The sequence below is a fragment of the Methylibium sp. Root1272 genome, assembly GCF_001425905.1.
GTDB lineage: Bacteria > Pseudomonadota > Gammaproteobacteria > Burkholderiales > Burkholderiaceae_C > Methylibium.
In genome coordinates, this window is record NZ_LMDY01000014.1 from 161728 (window position 1) to 181185 (window position 19458).

Annotated in this window: 18 protein-coding genes; 5 read left to right on the forward strand and 13 right to left on the reverse strand. The window is 69.1% G+C overall.

Translation table 11 applies throughout. From position 1 onward, the window contains the following. Window positions 1–48 precede the first annotated feature (48 nt). The 10 genes from dnaB to ppsA all read right to left on the reverse strand — a co-directional run bounded on the left by dnaB (window position 49) and on the right by ppsA (window position 9309). Window positions 49–1464, reverse strand: a complete 1416-nt coding sequence (gene dnaB, locus ASC67_RS13250; RefSeq protein ID WP_056321448.1) for a replicative DNA helicase — start codon at window positions 1462–1464, stop codon at window positions 49–51. Between the two features lie 147 nt (window positions 1465–1611). Further along, window positions 1612–2064, reverse strand: a complete 453-nt coding sequence (rplI, locus tag ASC67_RS13255) for a 50S ribosomal protein L9 (RefSeq protein ID WP_056321451.1) — start codon at window positions 2062–2064, stop codon at window positions 1612–1614. A 10-nt stretch (window positions 2065–2074) separates the two neighbouring features. Next, the gene (rpsR, locus tag ASC67_RS13260) at window positions 2075–2365 is read right to left on the reverse strand and encodes a 30S ribosomal protein S18 (protein WP_011829127.1); all 291 of its coding nucleotides are present in this window, start codon (window positions 2363–2365) and stop codon (window positions 2075–2077) included. Window positions 2366–2395: 30 nt separating this feature from the next. Further along, entirely contained in the window at window positions 2396–2695 is a 300-nt protein-coding gene (gene priB, locus ASC67_RS13265; protein WP_036231689.1) for a primosomal replication protein N, read from the reverse strand. A gap of 34 nt (window positions 2696–2729) precedes the next feature. After that, window positions 2730–3098, reverse strand: coding sequence for a 30S ribosomal protein S6 (gene rpsF, locus ASC67_RS13270; protein ID WP_056321455.1), 369 nt, complete (start codon window positions 3096–3098; stop codon window positions 2730–2732). Between the two features lie 199 nt (window positions 3099–3297). Beyond that, entirely contained in the window at window positions 3298–5439 is a 2142-nt protein-coding gene (locus ASC67_RS13275; protein WP_056321461.1) for a sodium:solute symporter family protein, read from the reverse strand. A gap of 1 nt (window position 5440) precedes the next feature. Next, window positions 5441–5698: a DUF4212 domain-containing protein gene (locus ASC67_RS13280; protein WP_056321465.1), complete on the reverse strand. Its 258-nt coding sequence runs from the start codon at window positions 5696–5698 to the stop codon at window positions 5441–5443. Between the two features lie 121 nt (window positions 5699–5819). Continuing rightward, window positions 5820–6377 (reverse strand): tetratricopeptide repeat protein, encoded by a 558-nt coding sequence (locus tag ASC67_RS13285; protein ID WP_056321470.1) that lies wholly within the window; start codon window positions 6375–6377, stop codon window positions 5820–5822. Between the two features lie 44 nt (window positions 6378–6421). After that, entirely contained in the window at window positions 6422–6721 is a 300-nt protein-coding gene (locus ASC67_RS13290; protein ID WP_056321475.1) for a hypothetical protein, read from the reverse strand. Window positions 6722–6903: 182 nt separating this feature from the next. Beyond that, a complete protein-coding gene (gene ppsA / locus ASC67_RS13295; RefSeq protein WP_056321478.1) occupies window positions 6904–9309 on the reverse strand; it encodes a phosphoenolpyruvate synthase in 2406 nt (801 codons plus the stop codon). A 221-nt stretch (window positions 9310–9530) separates the two neighbouring features. Here ppsA and ASC67_RS13300 point away from each other — a divergent pair, with 221 nt between their 5' ends. Genes ASC67_RS13300 through pdeM form a run of 5 tightly spaced genes read left to right on the forward strand, consistent with a single transcriptional unit; the run spans window position 9531 to window position 16157 of the window. After that, window positions 9531–10349 carry a pyruvate, water dikinase regulatory protein gene (locus ASC67_RS13300; protein WP_056321483.1) on the forward strand — a complete coding sequence of 273 codons (819 nt, stop codon included), beginning with the start codon at window positions 9531–9533 and terminating at the stop codon, window positions 10347–10349. A 31-nt stretch (window positions 10350–10380) separates the two neighbouring features. Next, window positions 10381–11412 carry a ligase-associated DNA damage response exonuclease gene (locus ASC67_RS13305; protein ID WP_056321488.1) on the forward strand — a complete coding sequence of 344 codons (1032 nt, stop codon included), beginning with the start codon at window positions 10381–10383 and terminating at the stop codon, window positions 11410–11412. Beyond that, window positions 11405–13033 carry an ATP-dependent DNA ligase gene (locus ASC67_RS13310; protein WP_056321491.1) on the forward strand — a complete coding sequence of 543 codons (1629 nt, stop codon included), beginning with the start codon at window positions 11405–11407 and terminating at the stop codon, window positions 13031–13033. Before ASC67_RS13305 ends, ASC67_RS13310 begins: the two co-directional genes overlap by 8 nt. Further along, on the forward strand, window positions 13030–15507 hold the full coding sequence (locus ASC67_RS13315; RefSeq protein WP_056321495.1) for a ligase-associated DNA damage response DEXH box helicase: 2478 nt from the start codon (window positions 13030–13032) through the stop codon (window positions 15505–15507). The genes ASC67_RS13310 and ASC67_RS13315 overlap by 4 nt, the downstream gene beginning before the upstream one ends. 5 nt (window positions 15508–15512) lie before the next feature. Further along, window positions 15513–16157 (forward strand): ligase-associated DNA damage response endonuclease PdeM, encoded by a 645-nt coding sequence (gene pdeM / locus ASC67_RS13320; protein WP_056322147.1) that lies wholly within the window; start codon window positions 15513–15515, stop codon window positions 16155–16157. Between the two features lie 12 nt (window positions 16158–16169). On the opposite strand, the gene ASC67_RS13325 is transcribed toward pdeM, so the two are convergent. The 3 genes from ASC67_RS13325 to ASC67_RS13335 are packed head-to-tail and all read right to left on the reverse strand — an operon-like array spanning window position 16170 to window position 19450. Further along, a complete protein-coding gene (locus ASC67_RS13325; RefSeq protein WP_082536013.1) occupies window positions 16170–17375 on the reverse strand; it encodes an MFS transporter in 1206 nt (401 codons plus the stop codon). Next, window positions 17368–18855 (reverse strand): DNA recombination protein RmuC, encoded by a 1488-nt coding sequence (gene rmuC, locus ASC67_RS13330; protein WP_056321499.1) that lies wholly within the window; start codon window positions 18853–18855, stop codon window positions 17368–17370. Before rmuC ends, ASC67_RS13325 begins: the two co-directional genes overlap by 8 nt. A gap of 49 nt (window positions 18856–18904) precedes the next feature. Then, window positions 18905–19450, reverse strand: a complete 546-nt coding sequence (locus ASC67_RS13335; RefSeq protein ID WP_056321502.1) for a cytochrome b — start codon at window positions 19448–19450, stop codon at window positions 18905–18907. Between the last annotated feature and the right edge of the window lie 8 nt (window positions 19451–19458).

Consider the following 19458-nt stretch of genomic DNA (forward strand, 5'->3'; position numbering starts at 1 on the left):
GTACATGGAAGCGACTGTCAAGCCGCCGCCCGGAGACCCTGCCGGGCGTCAGTAGTCGCTGCCGCTGCTGCCCGGCGCAAGGTTGTCGAACTTGGTCAGCGGCTTCAGGAAGGTGAGCTTCACCGTACCGACCGGGCCGTTACGCTGCTTGCCGATGATGATCTCGGCGACGCCCGGCTCCTTGGTGTCCTTGTTGTAGTACTCGTCGCGGTAGATGAACATGATGACGTCGGCGTCCTGCTCGATCGCGCCCGACTCGCGCAGGTCGCTCATCATCGGCCGCTTGTCGGTGCGCGTCTCGACGCTGCGGTTGAGCTGCGACAGCGCAATCACCGGGCACTTCAGTTCCTTGGCCAGCGACTTCAGACCGCGCGAGATCTCGCCGATCACGGTGGCGCGGTTCTCCTCGCTCGAACTGGAGCCGCTCATCAGCTGCAGGTAGTCGACCACGATCAGGCCGAGCTGGCCGCACTGGCGCGCCTGACGCCGGGCGCGGGCACGCAGCTCGCTAGGCGTCAGTGCCGCGCTCTCGTCGATGAAGACGCTGGCCTTGCCGAGCTTGTCGACCGCCTCGGTCAGGCGCCCCCACTCATCGTCGCGCAGCCGGCCGGTGCGCAACCCCGACTGGTCGATGCGGCCGAGCGAGCCCACCATCCGCAGCGCCAACTGCGAGGCGCCCATTTCCATCGAGAACACCACCACCGGCAGGCCTTCCTGCACCGCAACGTGCTCGCCGATGTTGAGCGCGAACGCGGTCTTGCCCATCGACGGGCGCGCCGCCAGCACGATCAGGTCGCCCGGCTGCAGGCCGGCGGTCATGCGGTCGAGGTCGTAGAAGCCGGTGCGCACGCCGGTCACTTCCTCGGCACCGTTCTCGGCCAGTTCGGTCACGCGGTCGATCAGTTGCACGACCAGGGTGTCCATGCCCTGGAAGCCCTGCTTGGTGCGCGAGCCGGCCTCGCCGATCTTGAAGATCTTGCCTTCGGCCTCGTCGAGGATCTCCGAGACCGCGCGACCACGCGGGTTGAAGGCGTTGGTGGCGATCTCGTCGCTGGTAGCGACCAGATCGCGCAGGATCTTGCGCTCGCGCACGATCTCGGCATAGCGGCGCAGGTTGGCCGCGCTCGGCACGCTCTGCGCGAGCTGGTTCAAGTAGGCCAGCCCACCCACCTCCTCGGCCTTGCCGAGCGACTGCAACTGCTCGTAGACGGTGATCACGTCGGCCGGCTTACTCGCGTTGATCAGCTTGCCGATGGCGCCGTAGATCAACTGATGCTCATGGCGGTAGAAATCGCCGTCGCTCAGCAGGTCGCCGGCCCGGTCCCAGGCGCCGTTGTCGATCAGCAGGCCGCCCAGCACGCTCTGCTCGGCCTCGATGGATTGCGGCGGGATGCGCAGGCGGGCGACTTCGTCGTCGCCGCGGGCGTCAGGGCGCGCGCCGCCCCCGGAGAAAATGGCTGACATCGTTCGATCTTATGCCGGTCGCCGACCCGCCGTTGTGGGCAAGTCTGTGGAAATCCGGTGGGTGGCCTGGGGGCGGCGCTGTACAAGCGCCGCCGCAAAAACAAAGGCCGGCGAATGCCGGCCTTCGTCGCGAGCGGAACGGAAGACTCAGTCGGTCTCGCCGACCACCGTCACGTTCACGTCGACCACCACGTCGGTGTGCAGCGCCACCGTCACCGGGTGCTCGCCCACGGTCTTCAGCGGACCGTTGGGCAGGCGCACCTGCGACTTCACGACCTTGAAGCCGGCCTTGCCCAGCGCTTCGGCGATGTCGTGGTTGGTGACCGAACCGAACAGACGGCCGTCGACACCGGCCTTCTGCGTGATGCTGATGGCCTTGCCGTTGAGCTTCTCGCCCTCGGCCTGGGAGGCGGCCAGCTTCGCAGCTGCGGCCTTTTCCAGTTCGATGCGCTTGGCTTCGAATTCCTTGACCGCCGACTCGGTGGCACGGCGTGCAGCACCGCTGGGGATCAGGAAGTTGCGTGCGTAGCCGTCCTTGACCTTGACGACCTCACCGAGGTTGCCGAGGTTGGCCACCTTCTCGAGCAGGATGATTTGCATGGCGGGCTCCTCAGGACTTGTGCTGGTCGCTGTACGGCAGCAGGGCCAGGAAGCGGGCGCGCTTGATGCAGGTCGACAGCTGACGCTGGAAGAAGGCACGCGTGCCGGTCAGGCGTGCGGGCGTGATCTTGCCGTTCTCGGCAATGAAGTCGCGCAGCGTGTCGACATCCTTGTAGTCGATCTCGGTGACGCCGGTGACCGTGAAGCGGCAGAAGCGCTTGCGACGGAACAGCAGCGATTGGGTGTTGCGCTTCGGGCGCTTGTCCTTGCCGAAACGGCCTTTACCACGGGGCGGGGGCATAGTGAACTCCTGAAATCTGAAACGGGTTGCTCAAAGCGAAGCGGGCTGGGCGTCGAATTCGGTGATGTGCAGCAGCACGCCCTTGCCGTTGCGGTGGGACCCGAGAAATCCGGCGAATCCGGCGGTGTCTCCCACCGCCAGCTTGCCGAGCTGCTCGGCCACCGCCCCGATCCCCACGGCCCGGATCTCCAGAGAGACCCGGCGCGGGTGCCCGGCTTCCGTCACTTGCGACTCGTGCCTCAGGCTCAAGTCGAGTGCCGGCAAACCGGCGGGCGTGTAGCGCATCACGCCCCGCTCCACCAGCTGCGCCTGAAGAACCACGCGGTTCATGCAGGCGCCTGCGGCAGGCAGGGCTTCACCGGAATCAGGCAGCGGCTTCCTGCGGCTGCGGCGCCTTGCGCGATTCCTCGCGCTCGACGGCCTTCATCATGATCGAGGGCGCGGTCTCGGCCTTGCTCTTGACCACGGTGAGGTGGCGCAGCACGGCGTCGTTGAACTTGAAGCCGGTCTCGAGCTCGAGCAGCGTCTCCTTGCTGCACTCAATGTTGAGGCACAGGTAGTGCGCCTTCGCGAGCTTGTTGATCAGGTAGGCCAGTTGGCGGCGCCCCCAATCCTCGACACGGTGCAGCTTGCCACCGGCAGCGGTGACCAGGCCCTTGTAGCGTTCCAGCATGGCCGGAACCTGCTCGCTTTGATCCGGGTGGATCAGCAGGACGATTTCGTAATGACGCATCGGTACTCCTTGTGGGTGTCCGCCTCGCGGCCGTGCAGGCACGGTGATCGGTCGGCGGGGAAGCCGTCCCCTAGCGTCAACAAGGGGTACGGCAAGGTAAGCCCAAGATTATAGCCGGACAAAAAGAAGCGGCCCTCCGTCACCGGGGCGCCGCTCGCTCGCCGTCGCGGGCCGGCCGGAGCCGGCGCCGCTCTGGGGGTCAGGTGCCGAGGCTCTTCACCGTGTCGCCGCGCAGGTTCGGGTAGCGAACATGCTCGATCAGCTCCTGCACCTTCTTGTTCGGTGCTGGCGTGAACAGGCTCACGATGATGATCACTGCGAAACCGATCGGCACGCCGAAGGTCGCCGCCGAGATCGGCAGGATGCCGAACCACAGGCTGACGGGCTCGGTGATGCCGAACACGCCGCGCAACCAGGGTTGGTTGTGGATCATGTAGTACATGGTCGTCCCCAGGCCGGCGATCATGCCCAGCACGGCACCGGCGCTGGAAGCGCGCTTCCAGAAGATGCCAAGCACCAGGGCCGGGAAGAAGCCCGCCGCCGCGAACGAGAACGCCGCCGAGACCAGGAACAGGATGTCCGCGGGTTTCTGCGAGGCCACGTAGGCCGCCGCCAGAGCCACGACCAGCAGGAGGATCTTCGAGACCGTCACGCGACGGGAGGTCGACGCGTTCGGATCGATCATCTTGTAGTACAGGTCGTGCGACAGCGCGTTGGCGATCGTCAGCAACAGGCCGTCCGCGGTCGACAGCGCCGCGGCCAGACCGCCCGCGGCCACCATGCCCGATACCACATACGGGAGCCCACCGATCTCCGGCGTCGCCAGCACGATGATGTCGCCGCCGAGCTTCATCTCGCCGAGCTGCAGGATGCCGTCCTTGTTGATGTCGGTGACCGACATCAGCGTCGGATCGACCCGCGCCCAGTTGGCAATCCAGGCGGGCAACTGGTCGAACGGCGTGCCGACGACGTTGTTGAACACCTCGAATTTCACCAGCACGGCCAAGGCCGGCGCGGTGAAATACAGCAGGAAGATGAAGAACAGCGACCAGGTCACCGACTCGCGCGCCTCCTTGACCGAGGGCGTGGTGTAGTAGCGCATCAGGATGTGCGGCAGCGCCGCCGTACCGACCATCAGACAGAACACCAGCGCCAGGAAGTTGCGCCGCGACTCGTTGAAGGTCTTCTGCGCCTTCTCGTCGCCGTTCGGGTCGCCAGCGTACTGTTGCGCATGGGGCGGCATGCCGGCCAGCGGCTTGGCACGTGCCTCGTTCGCACTCTTCGCGGCCGCATAAGCCTTCTTGGCGTCGGCTTCCGTCGCCGGCAAGGCGGCCAGCGCCTTCTCGGCAGCCTGCACGTCGGCCAGCGGCGCATTCGCGCCCTTCAGGTCGGCGAGCTTCTGCTCGGCCGCCATCTTGTCGGCCGCCATCGCGGCCGGCACGTCCTTCAGCTTGGCATCGGCGCCTTCTGCGCGTTGCTTGAAGGCCGCGATGACCTCCAGCTCCTTCGGATCGGCCTTGAGCTGGGCTTCCTTGGCGGTGATCTTCTGCAGTTGGGCGCCGTAGATGGCCTGCGGCACCGGCACGCTCGTCTGCTTCACCGACAGCCACACCACCGGGACGAGGTAGGCAATGATCAGGATGATGTACTGCGCCACCTGCGTCCAGGTGACGGCGCGCATGCCGCCCAGGAACGAGCACACCAGGATGCCGCCGAGTCCGACGAACACGCCGATCTCGAACGCCAGCCCGCTCAGGCGCGCCGTGATCAACCCCACGCCGTAGATCTGCGCCACCACGTAGGTGAACGAGCACAGGATGGCGGCAAAGATGCCGATGAATCGGGCCAGATTGCCGCCATAGCGTTCACCCAGAAAATCTGGAATGGTGAACTGGCCGAACTTGCGCAGATAGGGTGCGAGGAACAGCGCCACCAGGCAGTAGCCGCCGGTCCAGCCCATGATGAAGGCGAGACCACCGTAGCCGGTGAGGTACAGCGTACCGGCCATGCCGATGAAGGACGCGGCCGACATCCAGTCGGCGCCGGTGGCCATGCCGTTGTAGATGGCTGGCACGCGACGGCCGGCCACGTAGTATTCGGCCGCATCGGTGGTGCGGCTCATGATGCCGATGCCGGCATACAGGGCCACGGTGGCCAGCAGGAAGATGAAGCCGATGTAGCTGCGCGGCAGCCCCATCTGCTCGAGCACAGCCAGCACGATCACGAAGGCAATGAAGCCGCCGGTGTACCAGGTGTAGACCTTGTTCAGTTGCGACTTGAAGGCCGCATTGGCGGCGCGACTGCTGCCCGCGGCAGTCGCATTCGGTGTGATTCCAGCCATGTCAGTCCTCCTCGGCGACGCCGTGTTCTTGATCGAGGCGATTCATCGTCCTGGCGTAGTACCAGATGATGATCACGTAGATGATCAGTGAGCCCTGGGCCGCCATGTAGAAGCTGAAGGGCCAGCCGAAGAACGAGAAGCTGAGCTCTCGCGCGAAATACGCCATCACGTAGGTCACTACGAACCAGATCGCCAGCAGGATCGCGGTGAGCCTGAGGTTCTTCTGCCAGTAGAGCCGCTGCTGTTCAGTCACCTGCATCGCTGTGCTCCTGTCCTTGTTGTCTCCGACCCCGTCGGGGGGTCACCGGTCTTGCTGATACCGCCGCTGCTCGCGTTCTTCGACGCGATGCCTGCTGCTCCTGGCCGGGATCGATCGGGCTTCAGTGCCCGCCGGCCGGCGAGCCGAGCAGTCCGGTTTCCCGCTCGAGCTGAGCGGCCACCTTGGGCTCGAATCCCTGGAGATGGCGAATGATCTTCACCGCCTCTTCGGGTTGCTGACGATCGACATGAACCCGCGCAAGCTGATACCAGCCGTGCGGACTCATGGGCTGCAGTTCGGTGTTGCGCTTCAACGCGGCGACGGCCTCGTCGTAGCGGTGTTGACGGATCAGCGTCAGCCCCAGGCCGTACCACGCTCGGTCGAGCTTGGGTTCCAGGTGGAGCGCATTGCGAAACGCGTGTTCTGCCTCGTCGAGCGAGCCCTGCTGCTCCAGCAGGAAGCCAAGGTTGAACCAGGCATGGGCATGCTCGGGCTGCACGTCGATCAGCCGGCGGAAATCGGCCATCGCCGCATCGGCCTGTCCGGATTGCGCCAGCACGTGAGCTCGACTGGCAAGCGCGTACGCGTCGTCGGGCCACAGCGCCAGCATCTCGTCGAACGTCTCGAGTGCCCGTCTCTGCCGACCTGCGACCAGCAGCGTCTGCGAGCGCCACTTCATCAGCAGATGTCGCCATCGCCCCGAGCGACTCGGTATCGTCGCGCTCACTGGCACAGCCCCTGACCCGGCACCGCCCGGCAGAGACTGACCTTCTCGATCACCATGAACACCCAGATCCAGCCGAGCGCGACGAAGGTCAGCAAGGGAATGTGGCGATCTATCACCACCTTCGGCGTGATGGTCCGGAATGCAGTCGTGAACGGGCGGGTCAGGCCGTTGAGGAGCTGATAGAAGAAATTCTGCTCACGCTTGGCACCCGCCAGGACGCCGAGCAGCCACCGCCCGGCCAATGCGCAGAGGGCGATCTCGGCAATGAGCTTGATCGAGGCGATGAGCAGCAGCATGGGATGTCGTAACGGTTGGTTTCATTGTGAAAATCCACCTTACGCTAGGCTGACATTTCCTGACGAACTACTGATATCCCCCGTCCGGGCTTACCCGGATCCTTGACGCCCGCAAAGACTAACGGCCCCGATCGGGGCCGTTTCGAGAGTCGGGGACGACCCCGCGGTTGCGAATGTCGAACTCAGCGCTTGGCTAGTCGCTGCCAGGTATCGACCACCGTGTCGGGGTTCAGCGAGATCGACACGATGCCCTCGGCCGCCAGCCAGTCGGCGAAGTCGGGGTGGTCGCTCGGCCCCTGGCCGCAGATGCCGATGTACTTGCCGGTGGCCCGGCAGGCCGCGATGGCGCGGGAGATCATCGCCTTGACCGCCGGATCGCGCTCGTCGAAGTCGGCGGCCAGCAGTTCGAGCCCCGAGTCGCGGTCCAGTCCCAACGTGAGCTGGGTCAGGTCGTTCGAGCCGATCGACATGCCGTCGAAGTGCTCGAGGAATTGCTCGGCCAGGATGGCGTTGCTCGGCACCTCGCACATCATGATGACCTTCAGGTCGTCGCTGCCGCCGGCCGCGGCGCGCTTGAGGCCCTGTTCAGCCAGCATGCCGACCACGCGTTCGGCCTGCTTCAGCGTGCGCACGAAGGGCACCATGATCTCGACGTTGGTCAGGCCCATGTCGTTGCGCACGCGCTTGAGCGCCTCGCATTCCATCGCGAAGGCCTCGCCGAACTCGGCGCTGATGTAGCGCGAGGCGCCACGGAAGCCCAGCATCGGGTTCTCTTCCTCGGGCTCGTAGCGCGAGCCGCCGATCAGCTTCTTGTACTCGTTGGACTTGAAGTCCGACAGCCGCACGATCACCGGCTTGGGCCAGAAGGCCGCGGCAATCGTCGCGATGCCCTCGGTCAGCTTGTCGACGTAGAAGGCGCGCGGCGAGGCATGGCCCCGCGCGACGCTCTCGACGGCCTTCTTCAGGTCGGCATCCACGTTGGGATAGTCGAGGATCGCCTTCGGGTGCACGCCGATGTTGTTGTTGATGATGAACTCGAGCCGCGCCAGACCGACGCCGGAGTTCGGCATCTGCGCGAAGTCGAACGCCAGCTGCGGGTTGCCGACGTTCATCATGATCTTGATCGGGCAGTACGGCAGTTCGCCGCGCTGCACGTCGGTGATCTCGGTCTCCAGCAGGCCGTCGTAAATGTAGCCGGTGTCGCCTTCGGAGCAGGCCACGGTGACCAGCGCGCCTTCCTTCAGCGTCTCGGTCGCGTCGCCGCAGCCCACCACGGCCGGGATGCCAAGCTCGCGCGCGATGATGGCCGCGTGACAGGTGCGCCCGCCGCGGTTGGTGACGATGGCGCTCGCACGCTTCATCACCGGCTCCCAGTTCGGGTCGGTCATGTCGGTGACGAGCACGTCGCCGGCCTGCACCTGGTCCATCTCGGACAGGCTGTGGACGATGCGCACCGGGCCGGTCCCGATCTTCTGGCCGATCGCGCGGCCCTCGGCCAGCACGGTGCCCGAGCCCTTGAGCTTGTAGCGCTGCTCGGCCTTGCCCTCGGCCTGGCTCTTCACCGTTTCCGGCCGGGCCTGCAGGATGTAGAGCTGGCCGTCGCCACCGTCCTTGCCCCACTCGATGTCCATCGCGCGGCCGTAGTGCTCCTCGATGATCAGCGCGTAGCGGGCGAGTTCGGTCACGTCGGCGTCGGTCAGCGAGAAGCGATTTCGCTGCTCGGTCGCGGTGTCCACCGTCCTGACGAGCTTGCCGGTCGCCGCCTTCTCCTGCGGCGTCGCGAACTCCATCTTGATCAGTTTGGAGCCGAGGTTGCGGCGGATGACCGCCAGCTTGCCGGCCTTCAGCGCCGGCTTGTGCACGTAGAACTCGTCCGGATTCACGGCGCCCTGCACCACCGTCTCGCCCAGGCCGTAGCTGGAAGTGATGAAGACCACGTCCTTGAAACCGGACTCGGTGTCGATCGTGAACACCACGCCAGCCGAGCCGAGGTCGGAGCGCACCATGCGCTGCACGCCGGCCGACAGCGCCACGTCTGCGTGCGCGAAGCCCTTGTGCACCCGGTAGCTGATGGCCCGGTCGTTGTAGAGGCTCGCGAACACCTCCTTCATCTTGTGCAGCACGTCCTCGATGCCGACGACGTTCAGGAAGGTCTCCTGCTGGCCGGCGAAGCTGGCATCGGGCAGGTCCTCGGCGGTGGCCGACGAGCGCACCGCGAACGATGCACCGGGATTGCCGGCGGTGAGCTGCGCGAACTCGGTCGCGATCGCGTCCTGCAGGTCGGCCGGAAACGGTTGGCCCTCGACCCAACCGCGGATCTCGGCACCGGCTTCGGCCAGTGCCCGCACATCGTCGGTGTCCAGCGCCGAAAGCCGCGCGTTGATCTTGTCGACCAGACCGCCGTGCTTGAGGAACTGCCGGAAGGCATGTGCGGTGGTCGCAAAGCCGCCGGGCACTCGCACGCCGGAGGCAGCGAGCTGGCTGATCATCTCGCCGAGGCTGGCGTTCTTGCCGCCAACCGCGTCGACGTCGGTCATTCTCAGTCGTTCGAACGGGACGACCAGGGCGGTCGCATCAAAGCTGGACATGGGAAAACTCCGTGATGTGATGAAACCGGGGCGCACGCATGCGGCCGCTGAGGCCTCCAGTCGGCCGCGCTCACGCCTGTTCGTCTTGTTCTCGGCGCGGGGCTCATGGCTGGGGTCAGGTGGGATGGGCCTGGTGCAAACTGGTTTAATTGTACGGCTCCAAGAGGACTCGAACCTCTCTTCCCTCACCCCCTAAAGCCGCGACGCGGCGCGGCCCAGACATGCCAAATCGCACAGTGTTCTTCGTTTCGGACGGCACCGGCATCACCGCCGAGACCTTCGGCAACTCCATCCTGGCGCAGTTCTCCGCCAAGCCCCGCCACGTGCGTCGGCCCTTCATCGACACGCCCGACAAGGCCTACCAGGTGGTGCGCGAGATCAACGACACCGCCGGGCGCGAGGGCAAGCGCCCGATCGTCTTCATCACACTGATCGACACCGAGGTGCGCAGCATCATCCGCAGCGCCCATTGCCTGGTGCTGGACATGCTGGGCACCTTCGTCGAGCCGCTGGAGGCCGAGTTCGGCATCAAGTCCAACCACCGCGTCGGCCGCTTCGACGACATCTCCAAGAGCCAGGAGTACACCGATCGCATCGAGGCGATCAACTTCTCGCTCGCCCACGACGACGGCCAGTCGTCGAAGAATCTCGACATCGCCGACGTGATCCTGGTCGGCGTCAGCCGGTCCGGCAAGACACCGACCTCGCTCTACCTGGCGATGCAGCACGGCATCAAGGCGGCCAACTACCCGCTGATCCCCGAGGACTTCGATCGCGGTGCCCTGCCCTCGGCCCTGCTGCCGCACAAGAAGAAGTGCTTCGGCCTGACCATCGCCCCCGAGCGACTGCGCGAGATCCGCCACGAGCGGCGCCCCAACAGCAAGTACGCCTCGCTCGAGAACTGCCGCCACGAGGTGTCGGCAGCCGAGTCGATGATGGGCCGCGAGGGCATCGCCTGGCTCAGCTCGACCCACAAGTCGATCGAGGAGATCGCCACCACCATCCTGCGCGACATCCGGCCGGACCGGCTGATCTACTGAGCCACACCGCCATGGCCTTCCTCGGGGTGCCATGAGCGATCTGGTCGTCGTGCGCAAGGAGGGGCTGTACTGCGCCGCCGGCGACTTCTACATCGATCCGTGGCGGCCGGTGGCACGCGCCGTGCTGACCCACGCGCACGCCGACCACGCCCGCCCGGGACACGGCCGCTACCTTGCAGCGCTGGCCGGAGCGACGCTGGTGCGCACGCGGCTGGGCGACGTGAGCCTCGACACGCTCGAGTACGGCGAGCGCGTCACGCACCACGGCGTGACGCTGTCGCTGCACCCGGCCGGCCACGTGCTCGGCTCGTCGCAGGTGCGCCTCGAGCACCGCGGCGAGGTGTGGGTGGTGTCGGGCGACTACAAGCTCGCGCCGGACGCCAGCTGCGCACCGTTCGAGCCGCTGCGCTGCGACACCTTCGTCACCGAGTCGACCTTCGGCCTGCCGATCTACCGCTGGGACCCGCCCGAGCAGGTGTTCGCCGGCGTCGACCGCTGGTGGCGGGACAACGCCGACGCGGGCCACGCGAGCGTGCTGTATTGCTATGCCCTCGGCAAGGCGCAGCGCGTGCTGCTCGGCGTCGACGCCTCGATCGGCCCCATCGTCTGCCACGGCGCGGTGCAGACACTCAACGAGGCCTACCGCGCCGCCGGCGTGGCGCTGCCGCCCACGATCACGGTCGATCAGATCGGCGACCCCGCCGACGTGCGGCGCGCGCTCGTGCTGGCCCCACCATCGGCAGCCGGCTCGCCGTGGCTGAAGCGCTTCGGCGACTACCGCGACGCCTTCGCGAGCGGCTGGATGCGCCTGCGCGGCACGCGGCGGCGGCGTGGCGTCGACCGAGGCTTCGTATTGTCCGACCACGCCGACTGGCCGGCCTTGCTGGAGGCGATCGGGGCGACCGGCGCCGGGCGCGTCGTGGTGACCCACGGCGAGACCGGCCCGCTGATCCGCTGGCTGTGCGAGCAGGGCCTCGACGCTGCCGCCTTCCAGACCGAGTACGGCGACGAAGACGAGACCGCCGCGCCGGCCCCGCCGCCCGAGGAAGCCGGCAGTGCGTGAGTTCGCCGGCCTGTATGCGGCCCTCGACGCAACGACCTCGACGCTCGGCAAGCTCGAGGCGCTGACGGCCTACTTCCGTGCCGCGCCGGCCCGCCATGCCGCCTGGGCCGCCTATTTCCTGGCCGGCGGCAAGCCGCGACAGGCGGTGCCGTCCGCACTGCTGCGCCAGCTCGCCGCCGAGCGCGCCGGCCTGCCGTCCTGGCTGTTCGACGCCTGCTACGAGGCGGTGGGCGACCTGGCCGAGACGATCTCGCTCGTGCTTCCGCCCCCGGTGCGCGACAGCTCACTGGGGCTCGACGAGTGGATGCGCGAGCGCATCGGCCCCTTGCGTGGCGCGCCGCCCGAGCAGGTGCGCACGGCCCTGTTCGACGCCTGGGACGAGCTCGACACCGCCGGGCGCTTCCTGCTCGGCAAGCTGATCGGCGGCGGCTTTCGCGTCGGCGTCTCGCGGCTCCTGCTCACGCGCGCGCTGGCCCAGGTCGCCGGCCTCGACGCCAAGCTCGTCGCCCAGCGGCTGATGGGCTGGACCGACAAGGGCGCGCAGCCGACGGCCGAGGCCTACGCCTCGCTGCTGGCGTCGGAGGCGGCGCCCGGCGGCGCCTCGCCCGGCGGCCAGCCCTACCCTTTCTTCCTGGCGCATCCGCTGCAGGCCGAGCCGCAGTCGCTCGGTGCACTCGACGACTGGCAGGCCGAGTGGAAGTACGACGGCATCCGTGCCCAGCTCGTGCGGCGCGGCGGCCAATCCTGGCTCTGGTCGCGCGGCGAAGAGCTGATCACCGACCGCTTCCCCGAGCTGTCGGCTCTGTCCCTGCCCGACGGCACGGTGCTCGACGGCGAGATCGTGGTCTGGCAGGACGGCCGCCCCGCCCCGTTCGCGGCCCTGCAGCGGCGCATCGGCCGCAAGACCCTCGGAGCGCACCTGCTGAAGGAGCTGCCGGCGGTGCTGATCGCCTACGACCTGCTGGAGCAGGAGGGTGCCGACCGGCGCAGCGAGCCCCAGCACCTGCGGCGCACGCGTCTCGAGCAACTGATCGCCGCGACCGCCGACCCCGGGTTGCAGCTCGCGCCGCAGGTGCAGGCCCCCGACTGGGCTGCTCTGGCCGTCCTGCGCGACACCGCCCGCGAGCGCGGCGTCGAGGGCCTGATGTTGAAGGCACGCGAGGCGCGTTACGGCGTCGGTCGCACCAAGGACGTCGGCGTGTGGTGGAAGTGGAAGGTCGACCCCTACGCCGTCGACGCGGTGCTCGTCTACGCCCAGGCCGGCCATGGGCGGCGCGCCTCGCTCTACACCGACTACACCTTCGCGGTGTGGGACGACGCGCCGGACGGCACCGCCGGCGAGCGCCGTCTCGTACCGTTCGCCAAGGCCTACTCCGGCCTCAGCGACGCCGAGATCGCCTGCGTCGACGCGGTGATCCGCAAGACGACGATCGAGAAGTTCGGGCCGGTGCGCAGCGTGCGGCCGACGCTGGTGTTCGAGATCGGCTTCGAGGGCATCGCTCGCTCGACGCGCCACAAGGCCGGCGTGGCGGTGCGCTTCCCACGCATCCTGCGGCCACGCCCCGACAAGCCGGTCGAGGAGGCCGACACACTCGCCACGCTGAAGGGCCTGCTCGCATGAGCCGGCGCGCGCCGCCGGCGGCGGCACTCGACGACTGGTTCACCGCACGCGGCTGGCAGCCGTTCGCGTTCCAGCGCCGGGTGTGGGCGGCCGCTGCGCACGGCCGCAGCGGCCTGCTGCATGCCACCACGGGCGCCGGCAAGACCTATGCGGTCTGGTTCGCCGCCCTCGGCCGCGCGCTGCGGCAGCGGGCCTCGGGCGCCGACGACGGCCGCGACCTGCGGGTGCTGTGGCTCACGCCGATGCGCGCGCTCGCCGCCGACACCCAGCGCGCGCTCGAGGCACCGCTCGCCGAACTGCTGCCGAGCTGGCGTGTGGGCCTGCGCACCGGCGACACGCCGAGCGCCGAACGGGCGCGCCAAGCGAAATCGCCGCCCGCGGCCCTGGTGACGACGCCAGAGAGTCTGTCGCTGATGTTGAGCCAGGCCGACGCGGCACAGCGGCTGCGGCACGTCGACATGGTGATCGTCGACGAATGGCACGAGCTGATGGGCAACAAGCGCGGCGTGCAGACGCAGCTCGCGCTGGCGCGGCTGCGGCACTGGCAGCCACGCCTCGTCGTGTGGGGCCTGTCCGCCACGCTCGGCAACCTGCCGCGCGCGCGGCAGGTGCTGCTCGGCGACGCCGACGCGCAGGGCGTGCTGGTGCAGGGCCGTCTGCCCAAGCGCGTGGTGGTCGACACCCTGGTGCCGTCGAACCCGTCGCGCTTCCCCTGGGGCGGCCACCTCGGCATCGAGATGCTGCAGCCGGTGATCGACGAGATCGACCGGCACGCGACCACGCTGGTCTTCACCAACACCCGCTCGCAGGCCGAGATCTGGTACCAGAAGCTGCTCGATGCGCGTCCCGACTGGGCCGGCGTGCTCGCGCTGCACCACGGCTCGCTCGATCCCGCACTGCGCGGCTGGGTCGAGGAGGGTCTGAAGTCGGGCCGGCTGAAGGCGGTCGTCAGCACCTCCAGCCTGGACCTGGGCGTCGACTTCCTGCCCGTCGAGCGCGTGCTGCAGATCGGCAGCCCGAAGGGCGTCGCACGGCTGCTGCAGCGCGCCGGCCGCAGCGGCCACGCGCCCGGCCGGGTCTCACGGCTCACGCTGGTGCCGACGCACAGCCTCGAGCTGCTCGAGGCGGCCGCGGCGATCCGCGCGGTCGCCGCGCGCCGCATCGAGTCGCGGCGCGCGCCGGACAAGCCGCTCGACGTGCTGGCGCAGCACCTCGTCACCGTCGCTCTCGGCGGCGGGTTTCGCGCGTCGGACCTGCTGGCGGAAGTGCGCCGCACCGATGCCTACCGCACGCTGACCGACGCCGAGTGGCAGTGGGCGCTCGACTTCGTCGCCCGCGGCGGCCAGAGCCTGGTCGTCTACCCCGAGTACCGGCGTGTGCTACCCGACGACGACGGTGTGTACCGCGTGCCCGATGCGTCGATCGGCCGCCGCCACCGGATGGGCATCGGCACCATCGTCTCCGACGCCGCGATGCAGGTGCGCTTCCTGAACGGCACGCGGCTCGGCAGCATCGAGGAGTCGTTCATCGCGCGGCTGCGTCGCGGCGATCACTTTCTGTTCGGTGGCCGCCGGCTCGAGTTCGTGCGCGGTCACGAAATGACCGCTTACGTGCGGCCCGCTACCGGCCGGCGCGGCGCGGTGCCGCGCTGGCAGGGCGGCCAGATGCCGCTGTCGTCCGAGCTGGCGCACGCGGCGCTGGAGCGGCTGCAGCAGGCCGCGCGCGGCCGCTTCCCCGGCCCCGAGATGCGGGCGCTGCGCCCGCTGCTCGAACTGCAGGCACGCTGGTCGGCGCTGCCGGCGGCCGACGTGCTGGTGGCCGAGTCGATGCGCAGCCGCGAGGGCCAGCACCTGTTCCTCTACCCTTTCGCCGGCCGCCTCGTGCACGTCGGACTCGCCGCGCTGCTGGCCTACCGCGTCGGCAGGCAGCAGCCGGCGAGCTTCTCGATCGCCGTCAACGACTACGGCTTCGAGCTGCTGTGCGCCACGCCTGTGGACTGGTCGGCTCTGCTCGCAACGCCCGAGGCCGCGCAGCGCCTGCTGACGACCGACACGCTGCTGGACGACGTGCTGGCCGGCCTGAACGCCACCGAGCTGTCGCGCCGGCGCTTCCGCGAGATCGCCCGCGTCGCCGGCCTGGTGTTCCAGGGCTACCCGGGCCAGGCGCGCAGCGCACGGCAGTTGCAGGCGTCGTCGAGCCTGTTCTTCGACGTGTTCCAGCGTCACGACGCCGGCAACCTGCTGCTGGGCCAGGCCGAGCGCGAAGTGCTGGAACAGGAACTAGAGCTCGGCCGGCTGCGCGAAACGCTCACCGAGCTGGCGCAACGACGCCTCGCCTTCGTGGAGCTGCATCGCGCCACCCCGTTCGCCTTCCCTCTGATGGTCGAGCGGCTGCGCGAGGCGCTCAGCACCGAGGCGCTGACGGACCGCGTCGCGCGGATGCTGCGCGAGCTCGAGCGAGCCGCCACCCCCTGATGGCCATGCAGATCGACATCGCCGGCGAAGCCCTGGAACTGCTGCCCGCCCGCGCCGTCTGGTGGCCGCGCGAGCGGTTGCTGATGGTGGCCGACGTGCACTTCGGCAAGGCCGCCGCCTTCCGCGCCGGCGGCCTGCCGGTGCCGCGTGGCACGACCTCGCAGAACCTCGCGGCGCTGGACGCGCTGCTGGCATCGCGGCCGGCGCGCGGCATCGTCTTCCTCGGCGACTTCCTGCACGCACGAGCCGCGCACGCCGGCGCCACGCTCGCGGCGCTGCGGGCCTGGCGTCTGCGCCACAGGGACCTGGCGCTGACGCTGGTGCGTGGCAACCACGATGCGCACGCCGGCGACCCGCCGGCCGACCTGGGTCTCGCGGTCGTGGACGAGCCCTGGCATCTCGGCCCCTTCGCGTTCGGCCATCACCCGCGCGAGACGGCCGGGCCGCACCTGTTCTGCGGCCATCTGCATCCGGTGCATCACCTGGGCTGGGGTGGCGAGCGCCTGCGGCTGCCCTGCTTCGTGGTCGGCCCGCACCGCACCGTGCTGCCGGCGTTCGGCGCCTTCACCGGCGGCCACCCGGTGACGCCGGCCGATGACGACCGCCTGTTCGTCGCCACCGACGACGCAGTCTTCGCGGTGCCGCGCTGAGAAGACCGCGGATCAGCCGGTCGCGGCCAGCCGGCGCGCCGGCCACGCGCCCGCGCCGACCATCGCGCTCATCAGCCAGAACACGCCGGCCGCACCCAACGTGGCGCCGGCCAGGCCGAAGCCCAGCGGCATCAGCGCGCTCGACAGGTTGATGGTCATCGAGCGCAGCGCGATCGCCTCGCCGTGGCGCGCCTGCGGCGTGATCTGGTGCAGCGTTGACATGATCATCGGCTGTACCGTGCCGAGCGCAAGGCCCAGCACCACCGCGCACGCGCCCATCGCCGGCGCGGCGTGCGCCAGCGGGTAGACGGCGAACACGGCGGCCGTCAGCAGCATGGCCCCGGCCAGCACCGCCCCCTCGCGCAGCCGGTGCGCCAGCAGCGGGATCACGAGGCGCACGCCGGCCACCGCGAGCGCGAACGCACCGAGGATCAGCCCGATGGCCGACGCGCTGAGCCCGCGCTCGTGGCCCAGCACCGGCACGACGAAACTGTGCACGTCCCAGCTGCTCGACAGCAGCCAGTTCACCAGCAGCAGCCGGCGCATCGGCGGCGCCATCAGCAGCTCCCAGGAAGCGCGGTGGCTGCGCGGTGCGGTGGCGGCCGCGGTCGGCGGAGCTTCCAGCGCAACCCGGCGCGACCACACCAGGCTCGTGAGCGGCAGCAAGGCCAGCACCGCGAAGGCGGCGCCGAAGCCGGCCGTGTCGATCACCACACCGGCAATCACCGGGCCGACCACGTTGCTCAGCGCCGGTGCCAGGCCGAGCCAGCTGAACACGCGCTTCAGTCCGGTCGGGTCGCTGACCAGCCGCCCGGCCGTGCGCTGGATGGCGATCAGGCCGAAGTTCGCGCCGCCACCGCACAGCATCGCTGCGGCACACAGCACCGGGTAGTGCCAGCCGACCGGCAACAGCGTCGCCAGCGCGGCCAGCAACGCGCCGCCGAAGGCCAGCGCCACGGCCCAGCGCACCGGACGGTGGTAGCCGTGACGGTCGGCCATGCGCCCGGCCGGCAGGGCGAGTGCGATGGGCGCGACGGCGAACAAGGCCAGCAGCCCGCCGACAGCCGCCGCGCTGTGGCCCTCGTGCAGTGCCAGCAGCGGCGCAGCCATGCGCAGACCGGTCATCGCGGCGTGCAGGCAGAGCTGGCCGCCGATCAGCGGCAGCAGCCGCAGCGCCAGCGCGCGAGATCCACCGGCAACCGGCGCGTCCTCAGCCACGGCTGTCGCGCGGGACGGGCTCTCTCTCCTCGTCCTCCGTGGCCTCGAAGCCGCCCGGCAGCAGCGCCTGGGCCCGCGTCTCGTCCAGCGCCTCGACCGACTTCAGCTTGCGCTGCATCATGTTCGTGCGGGTCTGCGCCGCGTCGATGGTGCTGGCGGCCTCGTCGAGCTTCTTGCGGGTCTTGGCGAGCACCTCGCCGAACTTGCCGAACTCCAGCTTGACGGCGCCCAGCACCTCCCACACCTCGGCCGAGCGCTTCTCGAGTGCCAGTGTGCGAAAGCCCATCTGCAGGCTGGTCAGCGTGGCCAGCAGCGTGGTCGGCCCGGCCAGCATGACGCGGTGCTCGCGCTGCAGCGCCTCCAGCAGGCCCGGTCGGCGCAGGGCCTCGGCGTACAGACCCTCGGTGGGCACGAACAGGATCGCGAACTCGGTGGTGTGCGGCGCGGCGATGTACTTGTCGCGGATCGTGCGGGCCTCCAGCCGCAGCCGCTGCTCGATGGCCTTGGCGGCCGCCTCGGCCGCCGGCGCGTCGGCCCGGTCCTGAGCGTCCAGCAGGCGCTCGTAGTCCTCACGCGGGAACTTCGCGTCGATCGGCAACCAGGTCGGCAGGTCGTCGTCGCGGCGGCCCGGGAACTTGACCGCGAACTCGACGCGCGCGCCGCTGCCGGGCACCGTCTCGACGTTGACACCATACTGCTCGGGCGTGAACACCTGCTCCAGCAGACCGGCGAGCTGCACCTCGCCGAACACGCCGCGCGTCTTGACGTTGGTCAGCACGCGGTTGAGCGAGCCCACGTCGCGCGCCAGCACCTGCATCTCGCCCAGGCCGCGGTGCACCTGTTCCAGCCGGTCGGCCACCTGCTTGAAGCTCTCGCCGAGGCGCTGCTCGAGCGTCGCGTGCAGCTTCTCGTCGACCGTCTGGCGCATCTGCTCGAGCTTCTTCTCGTTGTCGGCCTGCAGCGCCAGCAGGCGCGTCTCGACGGTGCTGCGCACCTCGCCCAGGCGGCGCTCGTTGGCGTCCGACAGCGCCTTGAGCTGCTCGCCCAGCGTCTCGCCGAAGCGGCGCAACGCGCCGTCCTGGGCCTCGCGCGCCGCCAGCGACGACTGCGTCAGCGCGCCCGTGCTGGTGCGCAGCGTGTCAGCCAGCGATTGCTGCGTGGCCGCCAGCTGGGTGCGGAAGGAATCGATCTGCTCGTTCTGCGTTCGCGCCACGTCGCCGCCCTGCGCCAGCAACGTCTGCTGGAACAGTGTCAAGGCCTGCGCCAGTTCCTGGCGGGTGCCGCTCGCGCTCTGCTGCACCTCGCCGCGCAGCTCGCGCTCCAGGCGCTCGGCGTCGGCCTTGGCGGTCTGCTGCAGCCGTTCGCCGAGCTCGCGCAACGGCGCGTCGTCCGGCCGGCGCAGCGCCAGCCACAGCAGCAACACGAGATTGAGCGCCAGCAGCGCGAGGATCAGGAGGGGCGACCAGTCGGGCAGTTGCATCGTGCCGCGATTGTGTCAGCCTGTCCCGGCCTCGCGACCGGTCAGGAACTCAGCGCGCCGGCAGCATGCGGCGCAGCGTGTTGTCGCGCAGACGGTAGTGATGGAACAGCGCGGCGCCTGCATGCAGCGCGATCACGCCGTACGCGATGCGGCCCACGTCGCCGTGCCAGCCGCGCAGCCACTTGCCCAGGTCCTTGTTCTCGGCCGCCAACGGCGGCAGCTCGATGCCGAAGAACGGCACCGGGTCGCCACGCAGGCTCAGCATCAGCCAGCCGACCAGCGGCATGCCGATCATGAAGGCGTACAGCAGCAGGTGCACCGCGTGCGCGGCCAGCCGCTGCGCGGGTGGCGGCGCCGGCACGATGGGCGGCGTGCCGCCGCGCCATCGGCCCCACAGGCGCAGCAGCACCAGGACCATCACCGTCAGACCGATCGAGAAATGCGCGTGTCGCAAGAACTCGCGCATTGGCGTGCCGCGCTCGAACAGCACGCGCAGTTCGATGCACAGGTAGGCCAGCGCGATCAGCGCGAGCATCAGCCAGTGCATCGTGACGGACAGCCGCCCGTAGGTGGAAGGCGCGTGGGTTCGACTCATGGTGCGGC

Coding starts and splice junctions, on each gene's coding strand:
- dnaB (WP_056321448.1), bottom strand. CDS start 1,464: ATGTCAGCCATTTTCTCCGGGGGCGGCGCGCGCCCTGACGCCCGCGGC.
- rplI (WP_056321451.1), bottom strand. CDS start 2,064: ATGCAAATCATCCTGCTCGAGAAGGTGGCCAACCTCGGCAACCTCGGT.
- rpsR (WP_011829127.1), bottom strand. CDS start 2,365: ATGCCCCCGCCCCGTGGTAAAGGCCGTTTCGGCAAGGACAAGCGCCCG.
- priB (WP_036231689.1), bottom strand. CDS start 2,695: ATGAACCGCGTGGTTCTTCAGGCGCAGCTGGTGGAGCGGGGCGTGATG.
- rpsF (WP_056321455.1), bottom strand. CDS start 3,098: ATGCGTCATTACGAAATCGTCCTGCTGATCCACCCGGATCAAAGCGAG.
- ASC67_RS13275 (WP_056321461.1), bottom strand. CDS start 5,439: ATGGCTGGAATCACACCGAATGCGACTGCCGCGGGCAGCAGTCGCGCC.
- ASC67_RS13280 (WP_056321465.1), bottom strand. CDS start 5,698: ATGCAGGTGACTGAACAGCAGCGGCTCTACTGGCAGAAGAACCTCAGG.
- ASC67_RS13285 (WP_056321470.1), bottom strand. CDS start 6,377: ATGAAGTGGCGCTCGCAGACGCTGCTGGTCGCAGGTCGGCAGAGACGG.
- ASC67_RS13290 (WP_056321475.1), bottom strand. CDS start 6,721: ATGCTGCTGCTCATCGCCTCGATCAAGCTCATTGCCGAGATCGCCCTC.
- ppsA (WP_056321478.1), bottom strand. CDS start 9,309: ATGTCCAGCTTTGATGCGACCGCCCTGGTCGTCCCGTTCGAACGACTG.
- ASC67_RS13300 (WP_056321483.1), top strand. CDS start 9,531: ATGCCAAATCGCACAGTGTTCTTCGTTTCGGACGGCACCGGCATCACC.
- ASC67_RS13305 (WP_056321488.1), top strand. CDS start 10,381: ATGAGCGATCTGGTCGTCGTGCGCAAGGAGGGGCTGTACTGCGCCGCC.
- ASC67_RS13315 (WP_056321495.1), top strand. CDS start 13,030: ATGAGCCGGCGCGCGCCGCCGGCGGCGGCACTCGACGACTGGTTCACC.
- pdeM (WP_056322147.1), top strand. CDS start 15,513: ATGCAGATCGACATCGCCGGCGAAGCCCTGGAACTGCTGCCCGCCCGC.
- rmuC (WP_056321499.1), bottom strand. CDS start 18,855: ATGCAACTGCCCGACTGGTCGCCCCTCCTGATCCTCGCGCTGCTGGCG.
- ASC67_RS13335 (WP_056321502.1), bottom strand. CDS start 19,450: ATGAGTCGAACCCACGCGCCTTCCACCTACGGGCGGCTGTCCGTCACG.